Origin of the sequence: Mucilaginibacter gossypiicola, assembly GCF_900110105.1 — a bacterium.
GTDB lineage: Bacteria > Bacteroidota > Bacteroidia > Sphingobacteriales > Sphingobacteriaceae > Mucilaginibacter > Mucilaginibacter gossypiicola.
Map to the genome: position 1 here is coordinate 801,611 of NZ_FOCL01000003.1, position 13,958 is coordinate 815,568.

General features: G+C 43.4%; 8 protein-coding genes. 7 read left to right on the plus strand and 1 reads right to left on the minus strand.

Features of this window, described 5'->3' with window-relative positions:
* Positions 1-56 precede the first annotated feature (56 nt).
* From BMX50_RS13250 to BMX50_RS13280, 7 genes are all read left to right on the plus strand, one after another.
* The gene (locus tag BMX50_RS13250) at positions 57-2,426 is read left to right on the plus strand and encodes a glycoside hydrolase family 127 protein (RefSeq protein ID WP_167667902.1); all 2,370 of its coding nucleotides are present in this window, start codon (positions 57-59) and stop codon (positions 2,424-2,426) included.
* Positions 2,427-2,448: 22 nt separating this feature from the next.
* Positions 2,449-4,851 (plus strand): glycoside hydrolase family 127 protein, encoded by a 2,403-nt coding sequence (locus BMX50_RS13255; protein ID WP_091210991.1) that lies wholly within the window; start codon positions 2,449-2,451, stop codon positions 4,849-4,851.
* A gap of 118 nt (positions 4,852-4,969) precedes the next feature.
* A complete protein-coding gene (locus BMX50_RS13260) occupies positions 4,970-5,149 on the plus strand; it encodes a histone H1 (protein ID WP_090532015.1) in 180 nt (59 codons plus the stop codon).
* A gap of 257 nt (positions 5,150-5,406) precedes the next feature.
* Positions 5,407-8,325: an ATP-binding protein gene (locus tag BMX50_RS13265; RefSeq protein WP_167667904.1), complete on the plus strand. Its 2,919-nt coding sequence runs from the start codon at positions 5,407-5,409 to the stop codon at positions 8,323-8,325.
* A 213-nt stretch (positions 8,326-8,538) separates the two neighbouring features.
* Positions 8,539-9,447, plus strand: a complete 909-nt coding sequence (locus BMX50_RS13270) for a hypothetical protein (protein ID WP_143065172.1) — start codon at positions 8,539-8,541, stop codon at positions 9,445-9,447.
* Between the two features lie 66 nt (positions 9,448-9,513).
* A complete protein-coding gene (locus tag BMX50_RS13275) occupies positions 9,514-10,353 on the plus strand; it encodes a hypothetical protein (protein ID WP_091210994.1) in 840 nt (279 codons plus the stop codon).
* A gap of 124 nt (positions 10,354-10,477) precedes the next feature.
* Complete coding sequence (locus BMX50_RS13280) at positions 10,478-11,968, plus strand: glycoside hydrolase family 30 protein (RefSeq protein ID WP_091210995.1); 1,491 nt, start codon at positions 10,478-10,480, stop codon at positions 11,966-11,968.
* Between the two features lie 142 nt (positions 11,969-12,110).
* Here BMX50_RS13280 and BMX50_RS13285 read toward each other — a convergent pair whose 3' ends face one another.
* Positions 12,111-13,949 (minus strand): glycoside hydrolase family 35 protein, encoded by a 1,839-nt coding sequence (locus BMX50_RS13285; protein ID WP_091210996.1) that lies wholly within the window; start codon positions 13,947-13,949, stop codon positions 12,111-12,113.
* Between the last annotated feature and the right edge of the window lie 9 nt (positions 13,950-13,958).

The following is a 13,958-nucleotide window of genomic DNA, read 5'->3' on the forward strand; positions in this document are numbered from 1 at the left end:
TGTTCAAAGCACACTAATTTAGTTGAAAGTTATTCTTACCGTTACACAAACATATCATGCTAATAAAAAAGTGGTTTAAATTGAACTTATGCCTCGTAGCCTGCTTAGCAGGGGCACAAACTATCCAGGCACAATCCTACGTACCCGAGTTGAACGATGCCCGGGTGAAGATAAAGCCGGTAATTCCGGTTAAAGCTTATTCATTTAATTTAAAGGATGTTCAATTGCTGGAGAGCCCTTTTAAAAAAGCAATGGATGCCGATGTTGCCTATTTATTATCTATAGAGCCCAACAGGCTGCTTTCGGCCTTCCGCTCGCACTCGGGCCTTACGCCTAAAGGTAAAATGTACGAAGGCTGGGAATCATCAGGATTGGCAGGCCACACGCTGGGGCATTACCTGTCGGCTATTTCAATGCACTACGCATCAACTCGCGATCCTGAATTTTTAAAGCGCGTAAACTATATAGTTAAAGAACTTGATGAATGCCAGGTAGCCCGTAAAACCGGATACGTTGGCGCTATCCCTAAAGAAGATACCGTTTGGGCTGAAGTTGCCAAAGGCGATATCCGTTCGCGCGGCTTTGACCTTAACGGCGGCTGGTCGCCCTGGTATACTGTACATAAAATCATGGCAGGCTTGCTTGACGCCTATTTATATTGCAATAATGCCGAAGCCTTAAAAGTATGCAAAGGCATGGCCGACTGGACAGGCGAAACCATCAAAAACCTTGATGACGAAAAGCTTCAAAAAATGCTGCTATGCGAATACGGCGGCATGGCCGAAACATTAGCGAACCTTTACGCTATCAATGGTGATAAAAAATACCTGGACCTATCGTATAAATTCTACGATAAAAAGATCCTTGATCCACTATCTCAAAAACAGGATATACTGCCGGGCAAGCATTCAAACACCCAAATCCCTAAGATAATAGCCAGTGCACGCAGGTATGAAATTACCGGTGATAAAAAAGACAAGGCCATAGCCGATTTCTTTTGGGAAACCATTGTTAACCACCATTCTTACGCTACTGGCGGTAACAGCAATTATGAATACCTGAGCGATGCTGACAAGCTAAACGATAAGCTTACTGAAAATACCACCGAAACCTGCAACACCTACAACATGCTGAAATTAACCCGGCATTTGTTTACGGTAGCGCCTTCGGCTATACTGATGGATTATTATGAGAAAGCGCTGTATAACCATATCCTCGCCTCCCAAAATCATGCGGATGGGATGATGTGCTACTTTGTACCGTTGCGTATGGGCGGTACCAAGCACTACAGTACTCCGTTTGATGATTTTACCTGCTGTGTTGGTTCGGGCATGGAAAACCATGTTAAATACAACGAAAGCATTTATTTTAAAGGTGCCGATGGCAGTTTATACGTAAACCTGTTTATACCATCGGTGCTTAACTGGGCATCAAAAGGCCTGTCTGTAAAACAGCAAAGCAGCTTCCCTAATGACGATCATATCTCGTTTACGGTAAACACTAAGAAGCCGCTTATGATGGCTATCCGCATCCGTAAACCAAAATGGACTGCAAACGCTACCATCAGCATCAACGGAAAAACTCAAAATGCAACAACTGATGACCAGGGGTACATAGTTTTAAACCGTAAATGGAGCAATAACGATAAAATTGAGTTTACTGCTCCTGAAAAGCTTTATACCGAGGCTATGCCAGATAATGCCAACAGGCGCGCTGTATTTTATGGCCCGGTGTTACTTGCCGGCGATTTGGGTAATACAGAACCCGATCCGTTAAAAGGTGTACCGGTATTTGTAACCAGCGAAACCGATCCTAACCAATGGCTTCAATTGGTTGATAAAAAACAGCTAAGTTTCCGTACGGTGAATGTTTCAAAACCGGAGGAAGTTACGCTTATCCCTTTCAATCAAACTCAAAATCAATACTATTCTGTTTATTGGGACGTATTTACACCACAGGCCTGGGTTGTACAGCAAAAAGCTTATGATGAGCAAAGAAAAAAACAACAGGAACTTGAAGCCCGCACCATGGACATTTTACGTATAGGCGAAATGCAGCCCGAGCGCGATCACAACTTCACAAGTGAAAACGCTACCACCGGCGAAGATCACCAAAAGAAATGGCGGTCGACAGAGAACGGAGGCTTTTTGCAATATGAAATGAAAGTTGATGCCAATGCACAAAACACGCTGATCAACAGCTACTGGGGCATGGATAACCGCGGCAGACGCTTTGATATTTTGATTGATGGCGTTAAGCTGGCTTCTGAAGATCTGAACCAATATAAAGAGAGCCGTTTTTACGATATCAGCTACACCCTGCCTATCGAACTAACAAAAGGCAAACAAAAGGTTACTGTAAAACTATTGCCACAAAAAGAGAACAGCGCAGGCCCGGTTTACGGCAGCCGCATGGTAAAAAACTAAACAATAAAAGAAATTTAAAATCATGATCAATAAAAGAAAAACGGCTTGTTTGCTCTCCATGTCATTGGCGGCACTTACAAGTCCTCTGTTGGCGCAGCAAAAGGATTATCCTATCCAGCCGGTTGCCTTTACCAGTGTGCATGTAAATGACAACTTCTGGCAGCCTAAAATGGAGGTAAACGCCAGAGTTACCATCCCGTATGTGCTGGCGCAATGCAAGGCAAACGGCCGTATGGATAACTTTTTACGTGCTGCAAAGAAACTGGATGGCGATAAACTAAGCGAGTTCCCGTTTGATGATACTGACGTATACAAGGCCATTGAAGGGGCCTCTTATTCTATGCAGAACAAGAAAAATCCGGAACTTGATAAATCAATTGATAGCCTCATCACCATTATAGGCGCAGCCCAGGAGCCGGATGGTTACCTGTATACTTTCAGAACGGTTAACGCCAAAAAACCGCACGAATGGATAGGCGACAAACGTTGGGTGAATGAAGAAATATTGAGCCATGAACTGTACAATTGCGGTCACTTATATGAAGCTGCAGTTGCCCACTTCCAGGCAACCGGCAAGCGCACGCTGCTAAATATCGCTATAAAAAATGCCGACTTACTGGTTAAAACCTTCGGGCCGGGTAAAATTGAAGAATACCCGGGCCATCAGATAGTGGAAATTGGCCTTTCAAAAATGTACCGTGTAACCGGCAACAAGCAATACCTTGACCTGGCTAAATTCTTTTTAGATGTGCGCGGGCCAAAAGGCGATGCCTACAACCAGGCCGATAAAAAAGTAGTTGATCAGCACGAAGCCGAAGGCCACGCTGTACGTGCTGCATATATGTATACCGGCATGGCCGATATTGCGGCACTCACCGGAGATACCAAATATTTAACAGCTATTGATGATATCTGGAGCGATGTTGTTACCAAAAAGCTGTATATAACAGGCGGTATCGGTGCAACAGGTGCCGGTGAAGCTTTTGGCGATGCTTACCAGTTGCCTAACATGTCGGCCTATGCCGAAACCTGTGCGGCCATTGGCAACGTTTACTGGAACAACAGGATGTTTTTGCTGCATGGCGATTCAAAATACATCGATGTACTGGAACGTACGCTGTATAACGGCCTGTTATCGGGCGTATCGCTAAGTGGTAACAGGTTCTTTTACCCTAACCCGCTTGCATCTATGTTTCAGCATCAGCGCAGCGCCTGGATCAGCTGTGCATGCTGTATCAGTAACATGACCCGCTTTTTGCCTTCATTACCGGGTTATGTTTATGCTAAAAATAAAAATGACCTATACATCAACCTGTTCATGAGTAACTCAAGTAATATCAAACTTACCGAGGGTAACGTGAACATTGTACAACAAACCGATTACCCATGGAAAGGCAGGGTTGATATTACGGTTAACCCGGATAAAGCCGGTGAATTTACTTTAAGGGTACGTATCCCGGGCTGGGCAAAGCAACAACCTGTACCGGGCGATCTGTATACCTTCATGGATAAAAAGTCTTTCCCGCTTACGTTGATGATCAACGGGCAGGCAAAATCTTTTGAAACTGAAAAAGGCTATGCTGTATTAAAACGCACCTGGAAAAAAGGCGACAAAGTTTCGCTTTTATTACCAATGGAAACCGAAAAGGTATTGGCCAATCAGCAGGTTAAAGACGATCGTGGCAGGTTTGCCTTTGAACGCGGCCCTATTGTTTATTGCCTTGAAGGGCCTGATAATAAAGATAGCCTGGTGCAAAACATCCTGATCAATAAAAATGCTATTGCCGATGCTAACTACCATGCCGACCTGCTTAATGGTGTTGATGTGATCAGTACTGAAGGCAAAAGCGCTAAACGCCAGCTAAAAACCGACAGCCTTTTACAAACCGACCAAATTGTGAAAGCTATCCCCTACTATGCATGGGCCAACCGCGGGCCAAGCGAAATGACCGTTTGGATTCCATATGAAGCTTCGGCAGTGCGCCCAAAACCGGCTCCAACCATTGCCAGCACCAGCAAAGTAAGCGCTTCGTTAAAAAATGTGAGAATGTTTGCCGCCATAAAAGATCAGTATGAACCAGCCGACTCAAAGGATACCAACTACCCGTACATGCACTGGTGGCCGGCAAAAAACACCAATGAATTTGTGCAGTATGATTTTGATGCTGAGCATACCGTAAGCGAGTCAAAAGTTTACTGGTATGATGATGGCCCCTGGGGAGGATGCCGTATCCCGGTATCGTACAAAATTCTGTATAAAAAAGACGGTCAATGGGTTCCGGTAAAAAACACCACACCATATACCGTAAGTAAAGACAGTTTTAACGTGGTTACATTTGAACCGGTTGCTACCACAGCTTTACGCATGGAAATTCAGTTGCCTGTTGATAATTCGACCGGCATCCATGAATGGGCGGTTAAATAATAACTACCTTTAATAAAAACAAAGCCTTTCGTTTTAAAAACAGAAAGGCTTTGTTATTTAACAATCATTTGCGTGTAAACTTATAATCCCTACATTTGAGGCCTTAAAAAATAAAAAGATGATCAATTTCGAAAAAGTTAAAGAAGTAATCGCAGCAGCAGAAGCTGATGCAGCAAGCTTTTATGAAAAAGGCAACAAAGCAGCCGGTACAAGGTTGCGTAATGCTATGCAACAATTAAAAGTACTTGCTACGGATATCCGTAAAGAAGTTACTGAAAAGAAAAACGCTGCAGCTTAATTGCTGTTAAAATGTTTTTAGATAAAGCGGGGCTGGTTTTCCATGCACCGCTTTATTTTTAATATCCCCGGCCCACCGGTTTGTAATCCTTTATTCCCTTCTCATATTTCCTATCCCCTTCTCAATATTTATACTAATTACCAAAACCATAAGCAGTTAATGGTGTTCATGATTGGTAACCACAAGTCAAAACATTATTTTTGACTATCACAGATTGAGTTGTTAATTTCATGTATCGCGGAAGTATCTTTTCAAATATGCCTGTCCGTTGGTATGCGCTTTTATGCTGCATATCGCTTTTGTGTGCCGTTAAAAGCACCCATGCCCAGGACACCGCCATAATACGATCCCGCAATTTCGGAATACAGAACGAAATATATTTTAACGATTCGCTTTGGTATTTTCATGCAGGCGAATTGCATAAAACACAACAAAGCATAGCCAATACAACCGGTTGGGAACCCTTACATTACACTGCTTTCGGCAAGGAAAACGCACCGCGCGGTTGGCAGGGTGTTGGTTGGTTCGGTTCGTGGATCAGGGCAGACACTGATCTGGTAAATAAAAAATTAGCTATCCGCATTAATCATGACGGCGCTTCCGAGATCTTTCTTGATGGAAAACCCATAGGCGGATACGGTAAGGTTGGCAATTCGGCAAAGGAAATGGTGGCTATGAGTGCCAGAAGAGAGCTGATCCCTATATGGTTCCCCGATACCCGCCCCCATCTTATTACCATCCATTATTCTAACTTCTTTGAGGTTTACGCTAACTTTTATGGTTTCCAGACCTGGATAGCTGATTACAACCAACTTGCCCCTAAAATACAAATCGCTAATCAGCGCTTTAATTTTATACTTATGTGTGCGGCGGCACAACTTATATTGGGGCTTTTACACCTCCTGTTATTTCTCTTTTATCCCAGGCAAAAGCTTAATCTTTACTATGCGCTTTTTGTTGTGCTGGTTGGTATTAACGAGATAGGGATATATCAATTTTACCGTACAAACAGCCCTATGGTACAATACGTTGCACAGTGGTTAATAGACGAAGGCAAGGTTATCATGATGTGGGCTGCCGTAATGCTGCTTTATAAACTTGATTATAACCGGATCCCCCGTTGGCGCGTAATCATTTTAAGTACGATAAGCTCGCTGTATTTTGGGGCCTACATTTATAAATTTTTCAATCATATTGAGGCCTGGACTGATTACTTTGCTCTTGTTTTCCTTATCTGTATGATGGATGGATTTTGGTCGGTATTTCGCCTCATCAAAAAAAGGCAAAAGGGTGTGTGGCTCATCGGCGCCGGAGTGGTAACAGTTATATTGCTATTTTATTTTGCCTGGGAAGATATATTTCATTGGTGGCCATACCATCTTAACTCCCTGCGGTTATTGGTAATGGCTGTTGGCGAATTAATTTTACCACTTTGTTTATCGCTTTACCTTGCGGTTGATTTTGCAAAAACGAACCAAAATCTCACTGCAAAACTTGCGGAGGTAGAAAAGCTTTCTGCCCTGGCACTTGCACAGGAAACCGAAAAAACGGAATTAATAGCCGGTGAAGCGAGGCGACTTGAAGAAATAGTTGAGCAGCGTACTTCCGAACTCAGGGAACAAGCCGATAAACTGCGAGAGATGGACATGGTGAAATCACGATTTTTCACCAACATCACCCATGAATTTAAAACACCCTTAACGCTTATTATCAACCCCGCAAAAGAGTTAATAGCAAATACTGCAGATGAAGAGATCCACCGGAATACCCGCCTCATCCTCAATAATGCATCACGCTTGCTGCAACTTATCAACCAGTTATTAGATTTAAGCAGGCTCGAAAACGGCTTGATGGAGGTGAGCCGTATCCCTTTGGATTTTGTTGCACTCATCAGGCTCCACATCCTTTCTTACGAATCGTTAATAAAACAAAAAGGGATTTCGTTACACTTTACATCCCATTGGGACAAGCTTTGGATGCTTGGCGACAGGGATAAGCTTGACGCAATTGTTATCAACTTACTATCAAATGCCTTAAAATTTACTGATGAGGGCAAAGTTGAAATTACCTTGCAAAAGGACAACGAACTGCAAGGCGATGCTTTTTCTTTTACTGTAAGAGACACTGGGCGCGGCATCCCTTCTGCCAAAATACCTTACGTGTTCGACCGCTTTTACCAGGCCGATCCTTCAGATACCCGTTCGGCCGAGGGAACAGGTATTGGTTTAGCAATTACCAAAGAAATGGTAGAATTAATGGGCGGGCAAATCAGGATAGAAAGCAAAGAGGGTGAATTTACCGAGGTAAATATTAATATGCCATACCAGGCTGCAGGCGCTGTATTGGAACCAATATTAGAGTTATTGCCTGCCGGAGTTACTGCAACTATGGTTGACAATAAACATCAAACAGATACCGACGAAACCAAACCTCTTGTTCTGCTCATAGAAGATCACCAGGAACTTCGAAACTTTATCCTCCAATCGCTAACCGGAAAATACCGGGTGTTAACCGCTGCCGATGGAAATGAAGGCATAACCCTTGCATTAGAACATATCCCAACCCTCATTATTACCGACCTGATGATGCCAAAGGTAGATGGCTATGAGGTTAGTTCAACACTTAAGAAGGACGTAAAAACCAGCCATATCCCTCTCATTATCCTTACTGCAAAAGCCGATATGGACAGCAAGATACAGGGAATAGAAACCGGAGCCGATGCCTACCTGGCCAAACCATTTGAAAAACGTGAACTGTTTGCGTTAATGGAAAACCTCATCAGCGTAAGAAATCAACTTCGCGAACATTACAGCCGCCAGGACCTGTGGTTTACAGATGCACTGTCGATGCCATCGATTGAGCGTGATTTTATAACCCGTGTGCGCCACGCCGTAGAAAGTCACTTAAATGAAGAAGGTTACAGTGCCGATCAGCTTGCCCGGGATATTGGCCTAAGCCGTACCCAGCTGCACCGCAAGCTAAAAGACCTCATCAACCAGTCGCCCGGCGAGTTGATCCGTATTATAAGGCTGCAATATGCTCATGATTTGTTACAGCGCCGTGTTGCCACGATAGCTGAAGTTGCATACATGGTTGGCTTCAGCAGCCCTGCCAGTTTTTCGGCCAGTTTTTCCCGGCATTTTGGTTTTGCTCCCAAAACTGTGAGTGCGATATAATTTAATTATCAATGAAATTATATCGCGTACGACATTAAAATTTATCGCCAAAGATTAAAATGCAACAAACTCGCATGCATTTGCAACAAACTCTAAAGTAATTCATAGACGTCCGGCGTTTATTTGCGAAGTGTATTCCTCCCTGATACACCAGCCTATGGTCGTATTTATAAGATCTGGGATGTAGCGAATAAATAACAAACCGATACCTATATGAAACAAATCAAATCAGGAATTTATTTCCTCGCCGCATGTGCGGTATTAATGTTTAGCAATTGTGGTAAACCTCATGACATAAAAACACCCACCGTAGATCCCAATATTGTTAATGCTATGTATCCTGCAAAGGTGTCTTTTTATGATGGCGGCCAGTCGGCCTATCCACGGGTTTACACCTATACTTATGATAAAGATAATCACCTTATCAAATACGGAAAGGATAGCCTTGTAGTATGGGATATTAACGCCCACCAGGTTAGCTCAACGGTTTTTGATTACCCTAACAGTATATCAGCCTTTACCTATTCTTACGGACTTGTGGCTGTAGACAAAACTCCCGGCGCTGTAGATATTTACACCGGCTTACCTACACAAGTATCAATAGATTTCTTTTACAAGGACCTGCATTTTGGTACTACGCGCAGTAATGCATCAGGTTTGTGGCAATTTGAAATTAGTGGCGGTCACATCATGAAAGCCCTCACATCCGATGGAGGCGGGAGGAATTTTAATTATTCATATGATAAGGACGGCAATCTTTCGGGCATGTCATTTGTATCGCTCACAGGGCCGCGCGCCGGAGCAGAGTATTACAGGTTCACTGTTAAATCGCTCGATAATAAATCATCGCCATTTTCATCAGTAAAAGGCTATGGAACAATTTCATATCCTCAATCATATTTTATTGACTACGCGCAGGCGTTTTGCAAAAAGAACCCGATACAAATTGTAGGCGAACGCTATGATGCAACCAAAAATGGTTTTGTAATAGATGAACAGGATGATTTTACCTACCAGTATAATGACAAAGGGTACCCTACGCAAATTACCGTGAGCATGACCTATTTTGAAGCCACAACAACACACTATACCCGCACTTACAACTATACCTATAAGCAATAATCACATTCCCGTACTGTTAGCAAATAACTTATTCAGAGGATAATTCAGATAGTTTATTCGATAATCATGAAATCACTTCCCTTTAAGCAGAGCCTTAGTCTGGGTTACTTATACCTGGTACCGTTGATAGTTGTGGCTATTGGTTTTGGCGTGGGCCATGTAAGCTATAAAATATATCTACCGGTTTGGATTGTTAACGCTTGCATAATGGTAGCTGCCGTGTGGAACCTTGGCGCCCACCGGCTCACTAACGACAGCCCCGAAATAAAGCAGCATGTTGTTGCAGCTTTATTGCTATTTGCACCCTGGCTATTGTTTTCGATTTTCGCAGGGATGGGGCCACCTCCTTCAACCTTACAAGGTTGGGTTAATACCGCTGCAGAGCAGCAGATTCGCTATACTATACTCATTGCCGGCGGTATCTTATTCGCGCTCGGTTCTGCCTTATTAAAGGCAAAATTACAGGCGGAGGGCGAAAGCCTGTATTCGGCAATGGCTTCGGCAGCAATCAATCTTTCATTACCGCTTTTTATCATCAACATGGCTTTTTGGGGATATTACCTGACGGATGCATTCCGGGCTTTTATACAATTGGGCGTTGCAAAACGCCCCGATCTGTATGAACCAATAAAAAGTTTGTTTTATGTGATTAGTATAGCCGAGGTGTTATTGATATATCTTGGCACCGTACTTTTTGCTGTTTCGCTTAAAGTCACCGGGCTTTTTAACCCGGTTGCGTGCCGGTATTATATTATTTTCGGTTTAGCCGGTATGGTGCTGGTTGTACTCCCTCCTTACTGGCCCGAACCATTTGGTACCGCCGGTTTCCTTGTTGCAATACCTGCAATTCCGTTCATAATGCCTTACCTCATTGGCGTACATTTATTAAAACATACAAAAAATTAACAGTCTCATTTTATTTACGCAATCGATTGTTAAAATCTCATATATTGTTTATTTTTAGAACGAAAACAGCTGCGCTCCTGTGCAGGGTGTTTTCGTTCAACCAATTACAATTTAAACTTAATGTATGGGCAATAAACTAAACTCATTGTGCCGCGTTCTGCTGCTACCAGGTATCCTTTTAGCCGCTAACTCCTCTGCCCTCGCCCAAACCGGCGAATGGGTTTCAACCACAAGTACATCAAACTGGAACGTAAAACATAAAATACCGGCTGCTCAGAACGGTAAGGCTGCCGATGCCGAAGTATTCACCGATAAAACATTGCAAAAAGTTGAGGGCTTTGGAGGTTGTTTTAACGAGCTCGGCTATACATCATTACAATTATTAAGCGCCAAAGACAGGCAAACTATCATGAAGGAGCTGTTTGCGCCTAATGTTGGTGCAAACTTTACCATCTGCCGGATGCCGGTTGGCGCAAATGATTTTTCGCTCGACTGGTATTCATACGATGAAACTGATGGAGATTTTGACCTGAAAAATTTCAGTGTAGCGCATGACCTTAAAACGCTGATCCCTTTTATAAAAGAGGCTAAAAAATACAACCCCAAATTGGCCTTATGGGCATCGCCATGGAGCCCACCGCAATGGCTCAAGCGTAATAAACATTACGCAGCAGCTATGGTACCATCAAAGGAGGTGATTCAAAAGTATGAAGCCAGCGGTCACAAATTAACCGGGATGGACTTTAGCAATGTAACCAACGGTCTCGAGCCCAGCCAGGTGGGTAAAGAAGGTACCGATATGTTTGTTCAGGATGACAAGTATTTTACTACTTATGCCAGTTACTTCGGCAAGTTTATCGACGCTTATAAAAAGCATGGAATTAACATTGGCATGGTAATGCCTCAAAATGAATTTAACTCGGCCCAGATCTTCCCAAGCTGTACCTGGACTGCTCATGGTCTGGCCAAATTTGTAAGCTACCTGGGGCCGCAGATGCAGCAAAGAGGTGTAAAAGTATTTTTCGGCACAGATGAGCGCCCTAACGAAAAACTGGCCGATACCCTTTTAACCAGCCCCGAAAGCAGCAAATTTATAACAGGTATGGGCTTTCAATGGGCAGGCAAAGGCGCTATTGCAGGCATTCACAATCGTTACCCTAACCTCACCCTATATCAAAGCGAACAGGAGTGCGGCGATGGCCAAAACGACTGGAAATACTGCCGCTATACATGGGACTTGATGAAACACTATTTTAACAGCGGGGCCAACGCCTATATGTACTGGAACATTTCACTGAACGAAGGCGGCATCAGTCACTGGGGATGGCATCAAAACTCGCTGGTTAGCGTTGATACAACAGCCCGCACCTACAAGTTTAATCACGAATATTACTTATTCAAACACCTGAGCCATTACGTAAAACCCGGCGCGGTAATGCTGAGTACCGGCGGCGCTTTCAACAATATGCTTGCCTTTAAAAACCCGGATAACAGCGTTATCCTTATAGTGCAAAACGAAGGCGAAACTGAAAAACAGGTTACTATCAAAGTGGGCAACAAAACAATCAGCCCAATTTTAGAAGCCGATTCATTTAATACGTTTGTTGTGAATTAGAAACTGTAGTAGGTTTAGCAACAGCGTAACCTGTGGCCCGGCATAACTGAAGCTTTCAGCTTCAGTCTTCAATCAAAATAAAAAAGGATGTCGCTCTCTGAAGTGACATCCTTTTTTATTGGATTAACAGATACTCACAAACCTATTTCACTAAAACATCCAAAATAGGGTGATCAATTGCATTTAACGTATTTTCTGACGTCTTCAGCAATTCAAGTACAGTAATTTCATTATTACCTGTCTTTAGCCATTCGGCCGGCACATACAGGGTTTGTTGCGGGCCATAATACCAGTACCGACCTAAGTTATGCCCGTTGATCCAAACGATGCCTTTACCCCATTTGCTCATATCCAAATAGGTATCAGCTAACTTATCAACTTTAAAAATTGCTTTTTTCAGTTGAGGCGCATTATTGGCTACAACCTTTTTTGCAGCCGGATTTGCTTTTACCTTATTGATATCATCAAATGGGAGCGGATACATTTTCCAGTTTTTAATCTCGGTGCCGGCAAACAGCACCCTCTCTGTAATCCCTTTTTTGTTTTTAAGCAGATAAGGGCCAAAATTGATACGGCCAAGGTTTTCAACCAAAATATCCAGGGTTACTTTTCCTTTAGGTAAAGTGATCATCAGGTTATCCTGGTATTTGCGCCTGTCGATAATGCCAACACGTTTACCGTTTACATAAACGATACCGTAATCGCGCAGGTCTTTCAATTTAAGCAGCCCCGATTTGCCACCGTTAATAGTTGTACGGTACAATGCAAACCCATAAGCCTGGTTCATATCTTCAAAGGCAAGCGGTGTGCTATTGCTCATTGCCGCAGGCAACACATCAAACAAACTTGTTGATTTAGTGAAATTAATTGCCGGAAGGCTCATCGCAGGCTTAGCAGCCGGAACATCGGGCAGGGTTACACCCGCCGGCAGGTGTTTGCTGATCACCGCCCTGAATTTCATGAACTTATCAGTTGCATTACCAGCCTCATCAAGCGGTGCATCGTAGTCATAACTGCTGATCTGCGGCTCGTAAGGATTTTGATCGTTATAGTTTGCGCCGTTCATGAAACCACGGGTTGTACCACCATGAAACATATACATGTTGATAGATATACCTGCTCCCAGCACCGAATCAAGTTTCGGAACGTATTTATCTGCAGGGATGGTATGATGTGCAGTTCCCCACCAATCAAACCAGGCCGGGTACCATTCGGCAATAAAGTACGGGCCTTTACCATCATGGTTTTCACCAATCAGTTTTTTAACTTTTGCTACATCGTCAACACCGTTTATTGCTGGCAGCAAACCTGGTAAATGACCGTCTTTAATGGCAGGTTCCGGATCGCAGGTATAAAGCTGGCAATCAAAACCGGCATCAATAAACATTTTGCGGTTAAGGGCCAGGTAATCTTTATCGTTACCGTATGAGCCATATTCATTCTCAATCTGTACCATCAAAATGTTGCCACCATGGTTCACCAATAGCGGAGATAATTGCTTTCCTACTTCGGTAAGGTATTTTTTATACGCCTCCAGGTATTTAGGTTCCTTGCTGCGTACAATTAAGCCCCGCTCATTTTGGAGCCAGTAAGGGTAGCCACCAAATTCCCACTCAGCACATACATAAGGGCTGGGGCGTAATATCACCCAAAGACCTTCTTCCTTAGCAATCTTCACAAATTCGGCTATGTCATGATTGCCTGTAAAATCATAGTGCCCTCTTTGAGGCTCATGCACATTCCAGAAAACGTAAGTACCAATTGTATTTAAGCCCATGGCTTTAGCCATTTTCATACGCTGGCGCCAGGCCTCGCGCGGAACACGGGTATAGTGCATTTCTCCGGAAATGATCTGCAAGGGCTTGCCATCGAGCAGAAAGGCAGTATCACCAAGGGCAAAAGTATGACTGGTATTTTGTGCTTGCAGCTTTGCAGATGCAAACAGGATAACAAAAAGGAACAATAGTTTTATAAGCTTCATAAAATTGAA